At 75.0% G+C, this 18,450-nt stretch carries 17 protein-coding genes; 11 read left to right on the forward strand and 6 right to left on the reverse strand.

Annotated features, from left to right (window positions below):
- Positions 1–49: 49 nt before the first annotated feature.
- Positions 50–1,867: an SCO7613 C-terminal domain-containing membrane protein gene (locus E9529_RS05090; RefSeq protein ID WP_236830024.1), complete on the reverse strand. Its 1,818-nt coding sequence runs from the start codon at positions 1,865–1,867 to the stop codon at positions 50–52.
- A gap of 84 nt (positions 1,868–1,951) precedes the next feature.
- On the opposite strand from E9529_RS05090, the gene E9529_RS05095 reads away from it, so the two are divergent.
- The 5 genes from E9529_RS05095 (at position 1,952) to E9529_RS05115 (ending at position 7,465) form a co-directional block, all read left to right on the forward strand.
- Positions 1,952–3,553: an ABC-F family ATP-binding cassette domain-containing protein gene (locus tag E9529_RS05095; protein ID WP_236830025.1), complete on the forward strand. Its 1,602-nt coding sequence runs from the start codon at positions 1,952–1,954 to the stop codon at positions 3,551–3,553.
- 213 nt (positions 3,554–3,766) lie between these two features.
- The gene (locus E9529_RS05100) at positions 3,767–3,994 is read left to right on the forward strand and encodes a helix-turn-helix domain-containing protein (RefSeq protein ID WP_236830026.1); all 228 of its coding nucleotides are present in this window, start codon (positions 3,767–3,769) and stop codon (positions 3,992–3,994) included.
- Positions 3,991–4,779 carry an enoyl-CoA hydratase/isomerase family protein gene (locus tag E9529_RS05105; protein WP_236830027.1) on the forward strand — a complete coding sequence of 263 codons (789 nt, stop codon included), beginning with the start codon at positions 3,991–3,993 and terminating at the stop codon, positions 4,777–4,779. Before E9529_RS05100 ends, E9529_RS05105 begins: the two co-directional genes overlap by 4 nt.
- A 78-nt stretch (positions 4,780–4,857) precedes the next feature.
- Entirely contained in the window at positions 4,858–6,756 is a 1,899-nt protein-coding gene (locus tag E9529_RS05110; protein WP_236830028.1) for an ABC transporter ATP-binding protein, read from the forward strand.
- A 244-nt stretch (positions 6,757–7,000) separates the two neighbouring features.
- Complete coding sequence (locus tag E9529_RS05115) at positions 7,001–7,465, forward strand: SgcJ/EcaC family oxidoreductase (protein WP_236830029.1); 465 nt, start codon at positions 7,001–7,003, stop codon at positions 7,463–7,465.
- A gap of 7 nt (positions 7,466–7,472) precedes the next feature.
- On the opposite strand, the gene E9529_RS05120 is transcribed toward E9529_RS05115, so the two are convergent.
- The 4 genes from E9529_RS05120 to E9529_RS05135 form a co-directional block, all read right to left on the reverse strand.
- Positions 7,473–8,306, reverse strand: a complete 834-nt coding sequence (locus E9529_RS05120; RefSeq protein WP_236830030.1) for a DUF881 domain-containing protein — start codon at positions 8,304–8,306, stop codon at positions 7,473–7,475.
- A gap of 99 nt (positions 8,307–8,405) precedes the next feature.
- Positions 8,406–8,570 (reverse strand): hypothetical protein, encoded by a 165-nt coding sequence (locus E9529_RS05125; RefSeq protein WP_236830031.1) that lies wholly within the window; start codon positions 8,568–8,570, stop codon positions 8,406–8,408.
- Positions 8,571–8,580: 10 nt separating this feature from the next.
- Positions 8,581–9,300, reverse strand: coding sequence for a sirohydrochlorin chelatase (locus tag E9529_RS05130; RefSeq protein ID WP_236830033.1), 720 nt, complete (start codon positions 9,298–9,300; stop codon positions 8,581–8,583).
- Between the two features lie 183 nt (positions 9,301–9,483).
- Entirely contained in the window at positions 9,484–12,330 is a 2,847-nt protein-coding gene (locus E9529_RS05135) for an aconitate hydratase (protein ID WP_236830035.1), read from the reverse strand.
- A gap of 251 nt (positions 12,331–12,581) precedes the next feature.
- On the opposite strand from E9529_RS05135, the gene E9529_RS05140 reads away from it, so the two are divergent.
- The 3 genes from E9529_RS05140 (at position 12,582) to E9529_RS05150 (ending at position 16,052) form a co-directional block, all read left to right on the forward strand.
- Entirely contained in the window at positions 12,582–13,562 is a 981-nt protein-coding gene (locus tag E9529_RS05140; protein WP_236830036.1) for a phosphatase PAP2 family protein, read from the forward strand.
- Complete coding sequence (locus tag E9529_RS05145) at positions 13,559–14,317, forward strand: NAD-dependent deacylase (RefSeq protein WP_236830037.1); 759 nt, start codon at positions 13,559–13,561, stop codon at positions 14,315–14,317. The genes E9529_RS05140 and E9529_RS05145 overlap by 4 nt, the downstream gene beginning before the upstream one ends.
- 199 nt (positions 14,318–14,516) lie before the next feature.
- Positions 14,517–16,052, forward strand: a complete 1,536-nt coding sequence (locus E9529_RS05150; RefSeq protein WP_236830039.1) for a long-chain-fatty-acid--CoA ligase — start codon at positions 14,517–14,519, stop codon at positions 16,050–16,052.
- A gap of 21 nt (positions 16,053–16,073) precedes the next feature.
- On the opposite strand, the gene E9529_RS05155 is transcribed toward E9529_RS05150, so the two are convergent.
- Positions 16,074–16,919 (reverse strand): SDR family oxidoreductase, encoded by an 846-nt coding sequence (locus E9529_RS05155; RefSeq protein WP_236830041.1) that lies wholly within the window; start codon positions 16,917–16,919, stop codon positions 16,074–16,076.
- A gap of 40 nt (positions 16,920–16,959) precedes the next feature.
- On the opposite strand from E9529_RS05155, the gene E9529_RS05160 reads away from it, so the two are divergent.
- The 3 genes from E9529_RS05160 to E9529_RS05170 form a co-directional block, all read left to right on the forward strand.
- Entirely contained in the window at positions 16,960–17,586 is a 627-nt protein-coding gene (locus E9529_RS05160) for a class I SAM-dependent methyltransferase (RefSeq protein ID WP_236830043.1), read from the forward strand.
- Positions 17,583–18,149: a hypothetical protein gene (locus tag E9529_RS05165; protein ID WP_236830045.1), complete on the forward strand. Its 567-nt coding sequence runs from the start codon at positions 17,583–17,585 to the stop codon at positions 18,147–18,149. Before E9529_RS05160 ends, E9529_RS05165 begins: the two co-directional genes overlap by 4 nt.
- A 6-nt stretch (positions 18,150–18,155) precedes the next feature.
- Positions 18,156–18,450 (forward strand): DUF4267 domain-containing protein (locus E9529_RS05170; protein ID WP_236830047.1); only part of this gene is annotated, 295 nt, incomplete at its 3' end.

The following is an 18,450-nucleotide window of genomic DNA, read 5'->3' on the forward strand; positions in this document are numbered from 1 at the left end:
GGGACGCCTCGTGGTCGCGGTGCGGCCCGGAGGGTCCCGATGTCGGTGATCACCTCAGATCATCCAGGCGTGCGGCGAAGCCGGCGACCGGCGCGCGCTCGCGCAGCACCCCCACGAACAGCAGCACCGCGCCCACCGCCAGCGCGGCGGCCACCGGCCACGGCAGCGCGCGCACCGCGACCGCCAGCGCCAGGGCCAGCGCCGACCCCGCCCCGACCAGGATCGGCGCGCGGACGCCGGCCCGGCTCCCGGCCACCATCGCGATGCCGGCGGCCGCGAGCACCAGCACGGGGCGCGGTGTGTCGGGGGAGAAGGCGGCCAGCGCGGTCGAGGGCACGGCCGCCACCAGCAGGCCCGGCCCCCACGACGGCCAGGACGGCTCGCGCTCCAGCGCCCGCCCGGCCGCCAGCCACAGACCGCCCGCGGCCGGGAGCGTGTAGGTCTCCACCGTGCTCGTGCCGGCGAGCGCGGCCCCGATCCAGCAGGCGAGCACCAGCTGCACCGCGCCCGCCCGCCAGGCGGCCGTGGCGTCGGCCGCGGTGCCCCGTCCCGTCGTCCGCCCCGTCCACCAGGCCCACGCCAGCGTCGCCACGCCCTGCACCGCCAGGTGGGCCAGCAGCTGGGGGCGTTCCCCCTGGAGGACGAGGAGCAGCACGGCCAGGGCGGCGACGACCGCGGCGGAGACGACCGTGGCCCGCCGGGAGTCGCGGTCCAGCGCAGCGGCGGTGCCGAGCGCGAGCAGGTACAGCGCGGTCAGCAGGACGGCGGCGCCGGCGGGGGAGGCCCAGCCGTCGGGGAGCCCCAGCAGCGCGGCCCCGGCCAGGCAGCCCACCGCCGTCGGCGCGGCCACGGGGCGGTCCTCGGGGCGCAGCGCCGCCACCCACACCGTGGGGGCCGCGGTCAGGAGCAGCAGCAGCGCCAGTGCTGACCAGTGCGTGCCCGCGACCAGGCGCAGCACCGACAGGGCGGCCAGCAGCACCCCGCCGGTCAGCGCCGCCGGCAGCAGCAGGCCGCGGCGCCAGCCGTCGAGCACGCCGGCCGCCACGGTCGCGACCAGGACGCCGACGAACCCGGCCACGGCGACGACGACCGGGCCCCCGGCCGACGACGCCCCGGCGACCGCGGCCCCGGGAAGGGCACCGGAGACGACGGGGACCAGGCGCGGGGGTCCGAGCAGCACGTCCAGCGGCGCCCGCAGCCGGGCCAGCAGCAGCCCGCCCGCGGCGGCCGCCACCAGCGCGGCCGCCGACCACCGCCCGCCCGCGGCGTCGGTCCAGGACTCCTGCAGGCCGGCCAGCGCGCCGGCCGCGAACCAGGGGCCGGTCGTCACGAGCACCGCCCGGGCGACCAGGGGGCGGGCGAACAGCGCCACCACCAGCCCGGCCAGCGCGACGCCCAGCAGGAACTCGGTCCGCACCGGCGCGGCGACGCCGTCCACCAGTCGCAGGACGGCGAGCTGCAGCCCGGCCCACGCCGCGAGCGGCCAGGCGGCCGTCGCGGGGCAGGTGCGGTGCAGCAGGACGAACGCGCCGGCGAGCACCAGCGGCAGCAGCGGCTCGCCGGTGCGCGGGGCGCCGACGTCACCGGTGGCGAGTGCGAGGCCCGCGGAGGTGGCCGCGAAGGTCTCCGCCGAGCTGCCCAGCCGCGCGCGGGCGGCCCGCACGGAGGCGACCGCGGCGACGGCCGCGGGCACCAGGAGTGCGCCCCGGACCAGCGGCCCGCCCCGGAGGGAGGCCAGCGCCGCGGCGCCGCTCACCAGCAGCACCGCGCCCACGGCGAGGAGCACCTGCGGCGGGCGCGCCGCGTACGGGAACGGCGGCACCGGCGTCGGCGCTCCCGGCCGGGTCGTCCGCGCCTCCGGGGTCACCGCAGCACCGTGCCCGCGCCCGTGCCGCCCGAATCACCGTGAATCCGCTCGGATGCACGCGCTGGAGCGCCTACCCTGGGTTCAGTGATCACGACGACCGGCCTCGAGCTGCGCGCCGGCGCCCGCATCCTCATCAGCGAGGCCACCCTGCGGGTGCAGCCCGGTGACCGCATCGGGCTCGTCGGGCGCAACGGCGCCGGCAAGACCACCACGCTCACCACCCTGGCCGGCGAGCGCCTCCCGCACGCCGGGAAGGTGGAGGTGTCCGGCGAGATCGGCTACCTGCCGCAGGACCCGCGCAGCGGCGACCTCGACATCACCGCCAGCGACCGCGTGCTCTCCGGCCGCGGGCTCGACGTCCTGAAGGCGCAGCTGGTCAAGGCGCAGGTGGCCATGGCCGAGCCCGCGGACGACGACGAGCGCGACCGGGCCGTCCGCCGCTACGGCCGGCTGGAGGACCAGTTCGCCGCGCTCGGCGGGTACGCCGCGGAGAGCGACGCCGCCCGGATCTGCACCAACCTGGGCCTGCCCGACCGGGTGCTCGCGCAGCCGCTGCGCACCCTGTCCGGTGGGCAGCGGCGCCGGGTCGAGCTCGCCCGCATCCTGTTCTCCGACGCCGAGACGCTGCTCCTCGACGAGCCGACCAACCACCTCGACGGCGACTCGATCACCTGGCTCAAGGGCTTCCTGGCCGGCCACAAGAGCGGGTTGATCGTCATCAGCCACGACGTCGAGCTGCTGGACGCCGTCGTCAACAAGGTGTGGCACCTGGACGCCAACCGGGCCACGGTCGACGTCTACAACCTCGGCTGGAAGCCCTACCTGGCCCAGCGCGAGACCGACGAGCGGCGCCGCAAGCAGGAGCGGGCGAACACCGAGCGCAAGATCGACACCCTCAACGCCCAGGCCGACAAGATGCGCGCCAAGGCGACCAAGGCCAAGGCCGCGAAGAGCATGGACAAGCGGGCCGAGCGGCTGGCCGCCGGCCTGGCCGACGTGCGGGTGCAGGACAAGGTCGCCAAGCTCCGGTTCCCCACGCCGGCCGCGTGCGGGAAGACGCCGCTCACCGCCGAGGGGCTGTCCAAGAGCTACGGCTCGCTGGAGATCTTCACCGACGTCGACCTCGCCGTGGACCGCGGCGCCCGCGTCGTCGTCCTGGGCCTGAACGGTGCCGGGAAGACGACGCTGCTGCGGATGCTCGCGGGCACCGAGTCGCCGGACACCGGGGAGGTGAAGCCCGGGCACGGGCTGCGCGTGGGCTACTACGCGCAGGAGCACGAGACGCTCGACATGGACCGCACGCTGCTGGAGAACATGCGGTCGTCGGCGCCCGACAGCACCGACACCGAGCTGCGCCGCATCCTGGGCGCCTTCCTCTTCTCGGGGGAGACGGTCGACCAGCGGACCGGCACGCTCTCCGGTGGCGAGCGCACCCGGCTGGCGATGGCGACGCTGGTCGTCTCCGGCGCGAACGTGCTGCTGCTCGACGAGCCGACCAACAACCTGGACCCGGCCAGCCGCGAGCAGGTGCTCGAGGCGCTGCGCACCTACACCGGGGCGATCGTGCTGGTCACCCACGACGAGGGCGCCGTGCGGGCGCTGGACCCCGACAAGGTCATCCTGCTGCCCGACGGCACCGAGGACGCCTGGAGCGAGGACCTCGCCGACCTGGTCGAGCTGGCGTAGCACCCGGCCGGTTGACCCCTGAGCCCCGCCACGGCCCCATTCGGACCGGCCGCCTCCGTTCACATGGCCGACGTCCCCCGTCTGGGTGATCATGGGTCGGAGGTAGCCGTGGTCGACCGGACGGCGGCACCAGGGACGGACAAACCAGACGACGGGCCGTCGCGCGCCGGCACCTCCGTGCCGGTGGGCCGGTGGCCGACACGGAGGGCAGCCATGGCCGACCAGAGCACCGCGGACCTCGGCAAGGGCAAGCGCATCACCGGTGGTGACCGGTCGTCGCTCGCCGACGAGCTGCGCAAGCGGTACGACGAGGGCGAGAGCATCCGGTCGCTGGCCACCTCGACGAACCGGTCCTACGGCTTCGTGCACCGGCTGCTGTCGGAGTCCGGGGCCTCGCTGCGCAGCCGCGGCGGGGCCAACCGGAATAGTAAGAAGGCGTGAGCGCAGACCCCACCAGTTCCCCTCCGCCCGGCTGGGTGCGGACGAGCCGCGACGGCGCCGTCCTCACCGTCACCCTCGACCGGCCCGACCAGCTCAACGCGCAGACGCCGGAGACCTGGGCGGCCCTGGCCGACGTCGGGGCGTCGCTCGGCGACGACGTGCGTGTCGTCGTCCTGCGCGGCTCGGGCCGCTCCTTCTCGGCCGGGCTGGACCGCAGCATGTTCGACACCGGCTCGGCCGCCGGCGGCGGGCTCGGCGAGCTCGTCCGGCTCCCGGTCGAGGAGGCGGAGGAGCGGATCCGCGGATACCAGGCCGGCTTCCGCTGGCTGCGCTCGCCGGGGGTGGTCTCGATCGCCGCCGTGCAGGGCCACGCCATCGGCGCCGGCGCTCAGCTGGCCCTCGCCTGCGACCTGCGCGTGTTCAGCGACGACGCGCAGCTGAGGCTCCCCGAGGTGACGCTCGGCCTGGTCCCCGACCTGACCGGCACCAGCACGCTGGTGGAGCTGGTGGGCTACGCGCGGGCGCTGGAGCTGTGCCTGACCGGTCGCGCCGTCGGCGCCGCCGAGGCCCACGCCATCGGCCTGGCTACCGCCGCGGTCCCGCGGGCGGAGCTGGACGACGCCGTCGCCGACCTGACCGCGGCCCTGCTGGCCCCGCCCGTGGGTGCGAGCCGGGCCACCGCGGCGCTGGTCCGCTCCGCCGTCCGCAACGACGCCGGGACCCAGGACGCCGCCGAGCGCGCCGCCCAGGTGCAGCGGCTGCACGATCTCGTCAGCGGTCGCTGAGAGGGTCCCAGGAACAAGCGCGGTCGCGCCCGGGTTGCAGCAGCCGCCGGGGCCGACCGGCGGGACGAGGGAGGTGGCGTGGACGTGAACCAGTCCATGACCTCCATGGCCGCCATGCGCTCGTTCAAGCGCGACCCGGCGGTGACCGCCCGCCGGCTCCCGCCCGGCACCGTCCGGCGGATCGTCGGCATCGCCCGGCCCTACCGCCGGGAGCTGACCTTCTTCCTGGTGCTGGTGATCGGCTCGTCGGTCATCGGCGTCATCACCCCGCTGCTGGCCGGCGACATCGTCAACCGGATCGCCGGGCTCGAGGGCACCGCGGGCGACATCGTGCAGATCGCGCTGGTCATCGCCGGCCTGGCGGTCCTCGACGCGGCGATCTCGCTCGGCACGCGCTGGTACTCCGCGCGGATCGGCGAGGGGGTCATCTACGACCTGCGCAGCCAGGTCTTCGAGCACGTCCAGCGGATGCCGGTCGCCTTCTTCACGCGCACCCAGACCGGGGCGCTGGTGAGCCGGCTCAACAACGACGTCGTGGGCGCGCAGCAGGCGTTCACCTCGACGCTCTCCGGCGTGGTCAGCAACGTCATCGGGCTGGTGCTCACCGCTGGCGTGATGCTGACCCTCTCCTGGCAGATCACGCTGCTGTCGCTGGTGCTCGTGCCGCTGTTCGTCCTGCCCGCCCGCCGCATCGGCCGCCGGCTGCAGGAGATCACGCGGGAGTCCTACGCGCTCAACGCGTCTATGAACGCCACGATGACCGAGCGGTTCAACGTCGCCGGCGCGCTGCTGGTGAAGCTGTTCGGCCGGCCGGCGGTCGAGGCGGAGTCCTTCCGCGGCCGCGCCGCCCGCGTGCGCGACATCGGCGTCCTCTCGGCCATGTACGGCCGCACCTTCTTCACCGCGCTGACGCTGGTGGCGGCGCTGGCGACCGCGCTGGTGTACGGCCTGGGCGGCTGGCTGGCCTTCACCGGTGAGCTCAGCCCCGGCGACGTGGTGGCGCTCGCGCTGCTGCTGTCGCGGCTCTACGGGCCGCTGACCGCGCTGTCCAACATCCGCGTGGACGTGATGAGCGCGATGGTCAGCTTCGACCGCGTCTTCGAGGTGCTCGACCTCCCGCCGATGATCCGCCAGGCCCCCGACGCCGTCCCCGTGCCGGCCGGGGACCGGTCCATCGAGTTCGACCACGTCTCCTTCAGCTACCCGTCCGGCGCCGACGTCTCGCTGCCGTCGCTGGAGGAGGTGTCGCTGCCCGAGCACGGCGGCCCGGTCGACGTCCTGCACGACGTCTCCTTCCGCGTGGAGCCCGGCCACCTGGTCGCGCTGGTCGGGCACTCGGGCGCGGGCAAGTCGACGATCGCCCACCTGGTGCCCCGGCTGTACGACGCGACCGGTGGGACGGTGCGCGTCGGAGGGGTGGACGTGCGGCAGGCGACGCTCGAGTCGCTGCGCGACGCGGTCGGCGTCGTCAGCCAGGACGCGCACCTGTTCCACGACACGATCGGCGCCAACCTGCGCTACGCGCGCCCGGAGGCCACCGACGAGCAGGTGTGGGAGGCGCTCACCGGCGCCCGGATCGCCGACCTCGTGCGCTCGCTGCCCGAGGGGCTGGAGACGGTGGTCGGGGACCGCGGCTACCGCCTCTCGGGTGGGGAGAAGCAGCGGCTGGCGATCGCCCGGGTCCTGCTCAAGGCGCCGGGCATCGTCATCCTCGACGAGGCGACGGCGCACCTGGACAGCGAGTCCGAGGCCGCCGTGCAGCACGCGCTCGACACCGCGCTGGCCGGTCGCACCTCGCTGGTCATCGCGCACCGGCTCTCCACCATCCGCAGCGCCGACCAGATCCTGGTCGTCGACGAGGGCCGGATCGTCGAGGCGGGGACGCACGAGGAGCTGCTGGCGCGCGGCGGCCGGTACGCCGACCTGCACCGCACCCAGTTCGCGCAGGAGGAGCGCCGGTCCGCGGTCGTCGGGTGACCGCAACGATGGCGGTGCGCGCCTGGTCGAGCACGCACCGTGGTGGGCGCTCGGGGAGGGCGGAGAAGTGCCGGTCCGGACGGCGGAGAACTCCGGCGAGCATCGGACGCGTTGGTCACCGGGACCACTAGCGTCACACCTGTCCCGGGCGGCCGCAGCCCGGGGCACGTGGCCGGGCTGGCGCGGCCGCGCAGGACAGCAGCACGCGTCGGGACGCACCGACGACCGCCAGCGAGGAGGAGACGTGACCGCAGCCCACCCGCAGGACGCCCAGATCCAGGCGCTCTACGCCGAGTTCATCGACGGCTGGAACCGGCGCAGCGGCGCGGCGGTGGCGGCCGGCTTCGCCGACGACGGTGACATCATCGGGTTCGACGGCAGCCACCACCGCGGCCGGCTGTCCATCGCGGCGGACCTCCGCCAGGTGTTCTCGTCGCACCAGACACCCGCCTACGTCGCGGTGGTCCGCTCGGTCCGGCCCGTCGGTGAGGGCGTGGCGATGCTGACCGCGCACGCCGGCATGATCCCGGCCGGCGGGAGCGACCTCGACCCCGCGCTGAACGCCGTCCACACGATGATCGCCGTCGACGAGGGCCGCGGTCGCTGGCGCATCTCGCTGTTCCAGGCCACCCCGGCCGCCTGGCACCAGCACCCCGAGGCGCGGGAGGCCCTGACCGAGGAGCTGCGGGGGCTGCTCATCCCGCAGTGAGCCCGGGTCAGCCGACCGTGGCGTCCACCTGCACGTCGTCGAGCTGCTCCACCCGCACCCGCGCACCCGTCCGGCCCAGGTCGGCGACCACCCCGCCGGCGACCGAGAGGGCGACCTCCATCTCGGCCGGGGGGCCGACGGCGCGGAACTCGTAGGGGGAGGTCAGCAGCTCGCCATCGATGCGCAGCGCGCCGGGAGAGCCGGTCACGGCGCTGGACGCGACGACCCGCACCCCGTCGACCTGCAGGGCTTCCGCGCCGGCGCCGCGCAGCTCCTGGACGGCGCCGAGCACGACCGAGGCGGGGACGGCGCCGTCGGGGTCCTGCACCGTCATCCGCAACCCGGGGCCGCGGGCCGGCAGGGTGCCGGCGAGGATGCCGATGGCCTCCGCGCGCGACCGCGCCTCCTCGAGCGCGCTGCCGGACTCCTCCGACCCGCTGCCCAGCTCCTCGACGGTCTGCCGGGTGCGGCTGATCTCCTCGCGCAGCGTCTCCTCGCGCGCGTTGAGCTCGTCGAGCAGGACCACCAGGTCGGCCTCGCTGCGCACGTCCTGCTCGGCCGGCTGGTCGGTGCTGCGGATCTGCACGACCAGCGCGAAGCCCAGCACGACGGTCAGGGCCGCGGTCGCGGCGACGGCGACCGGCCTGCTCCACGACCGGATCGACCCTGACTGTGAAGTAGAGGTCGAGATCAGCTCGGCGGGTTGGTCCTGCCCACCAGGACCGTCGTCCTCGGCGCGCACGGCCTGGACGGCCGGCGGGATCCCCGGGGTGTCGGGGCGGCCGTCCTCGGGAGCGGCCGGCTGACCGTGCTCCGGGCCCTCTCGTGCGTCGCCGTCCATCGACGCCCACAGTAGGTCAGCGCCCGGGCCCGGTGGCGGTGGTCGGCCGGTCGCGTCGCGCCCGTCCGGTCACGTCGTTGCAGCCGCTGCAACGACAGCTCAGCCGGCCGGACGGTAGGGGGGAGCGGCTCCTGCGGCGGCACGCTGCTCGGCGGCATGGGTGCGCAGCGCGTGCAGCACCGCCCGGTTCACCACCCAGTACAGGACGTAGAGGAAGAGGCCGACGAGGACGAGGTACGTGGCCAGGCCGATCAGCGACATCACCGCTGTGACGCTAACGGCCCGGGAACTCCGCGCCGAGCACGGCGTCGTAACGGTCGAGCAGGACGGCCGCGATCCGCTCGTCGGGCAGCAGCGGTGCGGTGACGACGTCGGCGCCCGCGCCGGTGAGCTTGTCGTGGAAGTGCCCCGGGGCGAGCAGGTACGAGGCGATGACCACGCGCCGGGCGCCCCGCTCCCGCGCGGCCGCGACCGCGTCGGGCACCGGGGGCTGGGCGGCCGAGCCGTAGCCCGTGGTCACCGGCCCGGCCCACGACTCCTGCAGCAGCGCGGCCGTCCGGTCGACGTCGGCCACCGACCGGGCGTCGCTGGACCCGGCGGCGGCCAGCACGACCGCGGTGGCGGGGTCGGCCGGGTCTGCGCCGGCCTCCACCAGCCGGGCGTGCAGCACCTCGGCCAGCCGGGGGTCGGGCCCCAGCGGCCGGGCCGCGACCGCGGAAGCATGCGCGGCGACGGCCCCGGCGATGTCGACGTGCACGTGGTAGCCGCCGGAGAGCAGCAGCGGGACGACGACGGCGGGGCGGCCCTCGGCGGCCAGCCCGGCGACGACGTCGACGACGGTCGGTGGCTGGACGTCGACGAACGCCGCGGTGGTGACCAGCCCGGGGCGCAGCGCCCGGGCGGCGAGCGCCAGCTCGGCGATGAGCCGGCGGCCGGTCGGGTTGCGGGTGCCGTGCGCGCAGGCGACCAGGACGGGGGCTGGGGGAGCGGTCACCGGGCGCGGGGGGAGTCGAGGGCGTGCATGGCTCCGGTCAGGTGGTCGGTGGCGAGGGAGCCCGGCGGCCCGGGCCCTCGACGACGGAGGCCCGGGCGGCCGCGGCCCCTGCCCCCCGGCTCGCGCCGGTGAGCAGGGATCCGCGACCGCCCGGGCCCAGGTTCGCGTGCGTCGTGCGGAGGGTCAGCTCTGCCGCAGCGACCGCAGCACGTACTGCATGATGCCGCCGTTGCGGTAGTAGTTCGCCTCGCCGGGGGTGTCGATCCGGACGCGGGCGTCGAACTCGACGTCACCGGCCTTGACCTTCACCGTCCGCGGGGTCTCGCCGTCGTTGAGGGCGGTGATCCCGGTGATGGTGAACTCCTCGTCGCCGGTGAGGCCGAGCGACTCGCGGTTCTGGCCCTCGGGGAACTGCAGCGGCAGGACGCCCATGCCGATGAGGTTGGAGCGGTGGATCCGCTCGTAGCTCTCGGCGATGACGGCCTTGACGCCGAGCAGCGCGGTGCCCTTGGCGGCCCAGTCGCGCGACGAGCCCGAGCCGTACTCCTTGCCGGCCAGCACGACCAGCGGGATGCCGGCCTCCTGGTAGGCCTGGGAGGCGTCGTAGATCGTCGTCGTCTCGCCGGTCAGGTGGTTCTTGGTGACGCCACCCTCGGTGCCCGGCACCAGCTGGTTGCGCAGCCGGATGTTGGCGAAGGTGCCGCGGATCATGACCTCGTGGTTCCCGCGGCGCGAGCCGTAGGAGTTGAAGTCGCGGCGGTCCACGCCGTGCTCGCGGAGGTACTTCCCGGCGGGGCTGTCGGCCTTGATCGAGCCGGCCGGCGAGATGTGGTCGGTGGTCACCGAGTCGCCGAGCACCGCGAGGGTGCGGGCGCCGGTGATGTCCTCGACCGGGGCCGGCTCGGCCGGCATGCCCTCGAAGTACGGGGGACGCCGGACGTAGGTGCTCTCCTCCGCCCAGTCGAAGGTGTCACCGGTCGGCGTGGGCAGGTTCTGCCACTGCTCGGTGCCGGCGAACACGTCCTCGTAGCTGCGGCCGAACTGCTCGGCAGAGACCGCCTGGTCGATGACCCGCTGGACCTCCTGCGGCGAGGGCCAGATGTCGCGCAGGAAGACGTCGTTGCCGTCGGCGTCCTGACCCAGGGGGTCGTTGTTCAGGTCGATGTCCATGGACCCGGCCAGCGCGTAGGCGATGACCAGCGGCGGCGACGCCAGGTAGTTCATCTTCACGTCGGGGTTGATGCGGCCCTCGAAGTTCCGGTTGCCCGAGAGCACCGAGACGACGGCGAGGTCGGCCTCGTTGACCGCGTTGGACACCGGCTCGGGGAGCGGGCCGGAGTTGCCGATGCAGGTGGTGCAGCCGTAGCCGACCAGGTAGAAGCCCAGCTTCTCCAGGTACGGGGTGAGCTCGGCCTTCTCGTAGTAGTCCATGACGACCTTGGACCCGGGGGCCAGCGTCGTCTTGACCCACGGCTTGGTGGCCAGGCCGCGCTCGACGGCGTTCTTGGCCAGCAGCGCGGCGCCGATCATCACCTGCGGGTTCGAGGTGTTGGTGCAGGAGGTGATCGCGGCGATGACCACGTGGCCGTGGTCGACCTCGGTCTCGGTGCCGTCCTCCATGACCACGCGGGTCGGCTTGGAGGGCCGGTCGCCGACCGGGCCGCCGTCGTAGTGGTGCGGCTTGCCGGCCTCGCCGTTGCCGTGCGTCTCGGCGATCGGGTCGGACGCCGGGAAGGTCTCGGCGACGGCCTCGTCGACGGCGGAGGTGACGCCGTAGGGCTTCTCCTGCGCCGGGACGCCGGGCTTGCGGTCCTCGCCGCCGGTCTCGTCGGCCTGCACGTAGTCGGCCAGCGCCTCGCGGAACGCGGGCTTGGCCTCGGTGATGGCCACGCGGTCCTGCGGGCGCTTCGGCCCGGCGATGCTGGGGACGACGGTGGCGAGGTCGAGCTCGAGGTACTCGGAGAACTGCAGCTCGCGCGACGGGTCGTGCCAGAGGCCCTGCTCCTTGGCGTAGGCCTCGACCAGCTTGACCTGCTCCTCGCTGCGGCCGGTGAGCTGCAGGTAGGTGATGGTCTCCTCGTCGATGGGGAACATCGCCGCGGTGGAGCCGAACTCGGGGCTCATGTTGCCGATCGTGGCGCGGTTGGCCAGCGGCACCGCCGAGACGCCCTCGCCGTAGAACTCGACGAACTTCCCGACCACGCCGTGCTGGCGCAGCATCTCGGTGATGGTGAGCACCAGGTCGGTGGCGGTGGCGCCGTCGGGGAGCTGGCCGGAGAGCTTGAAGCCCACCACGCGGGGGATGAGCATCGAGACCGGCTGGCCGAGCATCGCGGCCTCGGCCTCGATGCCGCCGACGCCCCAGCCCAGCACGCCCAGGCCGTTGACCATCGTGGTGTGGCTGTCGGTGCCCACGCAGGTGTCGGGGTAGGCGATCGTGCGGTCGCCCTCCTGGCGCGGGAAGACCACGCGGGCCAGGTGCTCGATGTTGACCTGGTGGACGATGCCGGTGCCCGGGGGGACGACCTTGAAGTCGCTGAACGCGCCTTGGCCCCAGCGCAGGAACTGGTAGCGCTCGCCGTTGCGCTCGTACTCGATCTCGACGTTGCGCTCGAAGGACTCCGGCGTGCCGAAGACGTCGGCGATCACCGAGTGGTCGATGACCAGTTCGGCCGGGGCGAGCGGGTTGATCTTCTGCGGGTCGCCGCCGAGCTCGGCCATGGCCTCGCGCATCGTGGCGAGGTCGACGATGCAGGGGACGCCGGTGAAGTCCTGCATCACCACGCGGGCGGGGGTGAACTGGATCTCCTGGTCGGGCTCGGCCGACGGGTCCCAGTTCGCCAGCGCCCGGATGTGGTCGGCGGTGATGTCCGCGCCGTCCTCGGTGCGCAGCAGGTTCTCGAGGAGGACCTTCAGGCTGAAGGGCAGCTTCTCCGCGCCCTCCACCGCGTCGAGCCGGTAGATGTCGTACTCGGTGCCGTCGACGGAGAGCGTCGACCGGGCTCCGAAGCTGTCCTTGCTGGCTGCCACTTCTCTGCGCCTACCCCTCGTGGTTCATCACGCGTCGTTGACCACCCCCGATCATCCCAGCCCGTGGCCGGGAGCACCGAGTCAGGCGACCCTTCCCTCACCCGGTGACCTCCGTCACGGGTGCCGAAACGCGGGCGAGGGCGCATCCCTCCCACCCGGGCAGGCGCAGCAGCCCCACCGCTCGCCGGCGGACGGCGTGCCGGGTCGGGGTGCCGCCCCCGATCGCGGGAGCGCCGTTACGGTCCCGCCTCATGACCGCGCTCGACCCGTCGGCACCCGCTTCCGCGGCCGCCCCGCCCGCCCTGCGGGTGGCCGCGAACGCGACGCGGGGGCGTGTGGTGACCGCCGTCCTCTGGGTGGCGCTGGCCCTGGCGTTCGCGGCCACCTGCGCCGTGCGCGGCCTGCCGACCGACCGGGTCGTCCTGCTCGGCTGGGTGCTCGCCGGGCTGGCCGTCACCTCGGTGACGCACGGCTGGCGGCGCCTGGTGCGGCTGCTGGCCGACTGGCTGCCGCTGGTCGCGGTGCTGCTGGCCTACGACGCCACCCGCGGCCTGGCCGACGGCCTGGGCGTGCCGGTGGCCGTGGCGGAGGTGGCCGACGCCGACCGCTGGCTCACCGGTGGGGTGCTGCCCACCGTCTGGCTGCAGGAGCACGTGCAGGCCGACTGGTGGAAGGCCGTGGCGACGCTGGTCTACAGCAGCCACTTCGTCCTCACCCCCGTCGTCCTCGCGGTGCTGTGGCTGCGCGACCGCGCCCGCTGGGCGCACTGCGCCCGCCTGGTGGTGGCGCTGTCCCTGGCCGGGCTGGCCACCTACGTGCTCTACCCGGCGGCCCCGCCGTGGCTGGCGGCCAAGCAGGGGGTGATCGAGCCGGTCGCGCGGAGCAGCAGCGCCGGGTGGGAGGTGCTGGGGCTGCCGCGGGCCGGGGTGCTGCTCGACGCCGGGCAGGGGCAGGTGAACCTGGTCGCCGCCGTCCCCTCGCTGCACACCGCGTTCGCCGTGCTCATGTGCACCGTGCTGCTCCCGCTGGCGCGGCACGCCTGGCAGCGCGTGGGGCTGGTCGCCTACGCGGTCCTCATGCCCGTCGTCCTGGTCTGGTCGGGGGAGCACTACGTCGTGGACACGCTGCTCGGCGCCGCGTACGCCTGCGCCGTCGTCCTGCTCGCGCCGCCGGCCGGGCGGGCGCTGCGGGCGGCGGCCCGGGCCGCCGGGCCCCTACCGTGGCGGGCGTGACCGGCACCGTCCCCGACCCGCTGCCCGGCTGGCTGACCGCCGCCCGCCGCATCACCGCGCTCACCGGTGCGGGCATCTCCACCGACAGCGGCATCCCCGACTACCGCGGGCCGAACGGCGTCTGGACCCGCGACCCCGACGCCGAGAAGCTCGTGACCCTCTCCTACTACGTCGCCGACCCCGACATCCGGCGCCGGGCCTGGCTGATGCGGCGGGACATGGGCGCGTTCGACGTGCGCCCCAACCCCGGGCACGCCGCGCTGGTCGACCTCGAGCGGCAGGGCCGTCTGCGGGCGCTGGTCACCCAGAACGTCGACGGGCTGCACCAGGCGGCGGGGTCGGACCCGGCGCGGGTGGTGGAGATCCACGGCACCGTGCACGAGGTCGAGTGCCTCGGCTGCCGCGCCCGGACGACGATGGCCGAGGCGCTGGAGCGGGTGGCCGCGGGGGAGCCGGACCCGCCCTGCCTCGACTGCGGCGGCATCCTCAAATCGGCGACGATCAGCTTCGGGCAGCTGCTGGAGCCCGACGTCGTCGAGGCCGCGGTGGACGCCGCGCGCGACTGCGACGTGCTGCTCGCGGTGGGCACGTCGCTGCAGGTGCACCCGGCGGCGGGGCTGGTCGACGTCGCCGTCGGCCACGGGGCCCGGGTGGTGGTGGTCAACGCCGAGCCGACGCCCTACGACGACGTCGCCGACCTCGTCGTCCGCGATCCGATCGGGACGGCGCTGCCGCGGCTGGTCGCCGCCGGCTGACGCCTTCCTCCCTCACCGCGGAGCGTCCTCCCTCGCCGCGCACCGTGAGGGAGGACCCTCGACGATCAGGTGCCCCGATCCCGGCGGAGAGGGGCAGCGCCGTGCCGCGCCGCTCGTCGCCGTCCCCGCCGACCGATAGCGTGACGGGGACCACTCGACGGCCGGCCCCGCACCGGCCCAGCACCCCCCGGGAGCCGGCATGCGCGTACCCCTCACCAGTCGCGACTTCCTCGACCGCGCGGAGCTCGTCTACGGCGACCGCGTCGGCATCGTCGACGAGCCGGCGCAGCCCGCGCCGTCGCTGGGCGAGGTCTCCTACCGGGAGGTGGCCCGGCGCGGCCGCGCGCTGCAGGCGGGCCTGGACGAGCTGGGTGTCGGCGAGGGCGAGCGGGTGGCGATCGTCAGCCACAACTCCGCGCGGCTGCTCGAGCTGCTGCTGGCGGTGCCCTCCTCCGGCCGGGTCGCGGTGCCGATCAACTTCCGGCTGCAGCCCGAGGAGGTCGAGTACATCGTCGGCCACTCCGGCGCTCGGGTGCTGCTGGTCGACCCGGAGCTGGAGACCTCGCTCAAGGGCGTGCGCGCCGAGCACCGCTTCGGCACGGGGGAGGAGTACGAGCAGCTGCTCCGCTTCGACGCCGAGCCGCGCCCCTGGGCGGAGCCGGACGAGGACGCGACGGCGACGATCAACTACACCAGCGGGACGACGGCGCGGCCCAAGGGCGTGCAGATGACCCACCGCAACATCTGGGTCAACGCGGTGACCTTCGGCATGCACATGCAGGTCAGCGACCGCGACGTCTACATGCACACGCTGCCGATGTTCCACTGCAACGGCTGGGGCCTGCCCTACGCGATGGCCGGCGTCGGCGCCCGCCAGGTGGTGATCCGCAAGGTCGACGGCGCGGAGATCCTGCGCCGCGTCGACCAGCACGGCGTGACGCTGATGGCCGGGGCGCCCGCGGTGTGGAACGCCGTCCTCGAGGCCGCCGCGGACTGGGACGGCGAGATCCCCGGGCGCGACCGGGTGCGGATCATCGTCGCGGGGGCGCCGCCGCCGTCGCGGACCATCGCCCGGGTGGAGGCCGAGCTCGGCTGGGAGTTCAACCAGATCTACGGCCTCACCGAGACCGCGCCGCTGCTCACCATCAACCGGCCGCGCGCCGAGTACGACGACCTCGACCCGGAGGAGCGCGCCCGGCGGCTTTCCCGGGCCGGCGTGCCGTCGATCGGCACCCGGATGGCGGTCAGCGACACCGGCGAGGTGCTGGCGCGCAGCAACACCGTGCTCGCCGGCTACTGGGAGAACCCCGACGCCTCGGCCGAGGCGCTCGACGGCGGCTGGTTCCACACCGGGGACGGCGGTTCGCTGGACGAGCAGGGCTACCTGACGATCTCCGACCGCAAGAAGGACGTGATCATCACCGGGGGCGAGAACGTCTCCTCGATCGAGGTCGAGGACGTGGTGTTCAGCCACCCGTCGGTCGCGGAGGTGGCGGTCATCGGCATCCCGGACGAGAAGTGGGGCGAGATGGTCACCGCGATCGTCGTCCTCGCCGAGGGGGAGCAGGCGACCGAGGCCGACATCATCGCCCACTGCAAGGCGCGGATCGCCGGCTACAAGGCGCCCAAGCGGGTGGAGTTCCGCGACGAGCTGGCCCGCACCGCCACCGGGAAGATCCAGAAGTTCAAGCTCCGCGAGGACTTCTGGGCCGGCTCCGAGCGCAAGGTCAACTGACGGCGGGCCGGGCGCGGCGGCTCAGCCGTCGCGCTCGGCCACCAGCCGGTCGGTGGTGCGGCGGATGCGGTGCACCTGCCGGGAGAGCGTCATGTCCAGGATCCGGTCGACCGGCGGGACCTCGCCCAGCCGCGCCAGCCCCATCCACCGCGGGACGGCGACCGAGCGCGACCAGTAGGAGCCCAGGCTGCGCGCCACCTGATCGGCGACCCGCTCCGTGCGGATGCCGGGGGAGAGCCGCCCCTCGGCGTCCTCGTCGGAGACCGGCGCGGCGCCCCGGCCGCGCACCAGCCACTCGGTCGACACCGGCCCCGGGGTGACCGAGTGGACCCGCACGCCGCGGGCGGTCACCTCCCGCCGCAGCCCCTTCACGAAGCCGTGCGCGCCGGCCTTGGTCGCGGAGTAGACGGTCAGCGGCGGCACCTGCGACAGCGCGGCGGCGGAGGCGGTGACGAGGACGTCGGCGCGGCCCCGCTCGGCGGCCGCCGCCAGCAGGTGCGGGAGCGCGATGCGGGCGAGGTCGACGACCCCGGTGAGGTTGGTGGCGATCATCGTCTCGACGGCGTCCTGCGGCGTGTCCTCGACCAGGGCGGCGTAGCCGATCGCCGCGTTGAGGACCACGGCGTCCAGGCGCCCGTGCTCGGCGACCACCCGCTCGACCAGCGCAACCCGGTCGGTGGCGGAGCGGACGTCGGCCGGCACCCCGGTGGCGCCGTCGACGCCGGCCAGCGCCTCGGACAGCCGCGCCTGGTCGCGGGCGCAGGCCACCACCCGCGCGCCGTCGGCGGCCAGGCGGTGGACGACGGCGCGGCCGATGCCGGTGCTCCCGCCGGTGACGAGGACGACGCGATCCTGGAGGTCGGGCACGGCGCGGTTGTGCCCAGGCCCCGCCGGGCACAACCGCGCCGTGCCCGATCCGAAGCCCGTCCCGCCCACCTACGTCGACGCGACCCGGCTGTGGGTCGACTCCCGGCCCCGGGCGTGGGTGCAACGCCGCGGGGAGGCGGCGATCCTGCGGCGACTCGGCGGCGAGGTGCGCGGCGGCACCGTCCTCGAGCTGGGCACCGGACGACGGGGGACCGGCCTGCGGCTGGCCCTCGACGTCTTCGGGGCGGACCGGGCCGAGGGCGTCGAGCGGTTCCCGGCCAGCGTCGCGGCGTGCCGCGCGGCGGTCGCCGACCTGGGGGACCGGGTCGAGGTGCGCGAGGGCGACGTCACCGCGCTGGCCGCCGAGGACGGGTCCTACGACGCGGTGTTCGCCTACCACGTGCTGCACCACGCCGAGGCCTGGCGTGACGTGGTCGGCGAGGCGGCGCGGGTGCTGCGCCCGGGTGGCCGGTTCTACGCCTGCGAGATGACCGCCCGCTTCGTCGACAGCCGCCCGCTGCGCGCGGTCGCCTTCCACCCGGCCGACGGCGACCGGCCCACCCCCACCGCGCTGGCCACCGCCTGCCGGGACGCGGGGCTGGACGTCGTCGCGCAGGAGACCCGGCTCGCCGGCTGCTGGACGGCGCTCGTCGCGACCCGGCCGTGACCACCGCGGTCCGGCCGCTGCCCACGGCGCGGGCGGCGCTGGCCCTGCTCACCCGGCACTGGCGGCGGGCCTACCTGGCCGCCGTCGTGGCGACGCTGGTCAACACCGTGCCCGATGTGCTGCGCCACCTGCCCGTCTGGGACGACCCGCGGGTGTGGACCGCCGTCGTCGTCGACGTCATCGGGTTCCTGACCGCGCTGCTGGCGCAGCTGTGGGTCACCGGAGCGGTGGCCGACCTGCCGGAGGGCGGGCCCCTGCGCCCGCGGGGCGCCCTGGGGCGCGGCACCCGGCTGGCGCTGGCCGCGGTGCGCACGGCGCCGGGCACCGTCGCCACCGGCGTCGTCCTGGGAGGTGCGGTCTCCGCGCTGCTGACCGTGCCGGCGTCGGTGGCCGCACTGGGCGCCGATCAGGTGCTCGGGCCGCTCGACGACCCGGCGGCATCGGCCTTCGCGGTGGCCGCCGTCAGCGACGTGGTCGCCAGTGCGGTCACGCTGCCCTTCCTCGCGCTGGTCCTGGTGCTGGCCGGCCGCCGCCGGTTGACCTCCCGCGGGCCGGGGCAGTAGCCAGCCGTGGACCACGAGTGGGACGTCACCCGCAAGAGCATCGGGACGCTGTCGATCTGGCTCGGGACGGCGGCGCTGTTCGCCCCGCGGTGGCTGGCCGGGGTGCTGGGCGTCCGCGACACCGCGGCGCGCACCGACGTCGCGCTCCCGCTGCTGGTCCGGTTGATGGCCGCCCGGAACATCGCGCTCGGCGCCGCGCTGCTGGTGACGCCGGCGTCGCAGGCGCGGCGCGCCACCGAGGTGACGCTGCTGCTCACCGGGCTGGACGCCGCCGCCGTGCTGGTCAACGCCTCCACCCGGT

This window comes from Blastococcus sp. KM273128 (genome assembly GCF_021698975.1).
Taxonomy (GTDB): Bacteria; Actinomycetota; Actinomycetes; order Mycobacteriales; family Geodermatophilaceae; genus Blastococcus.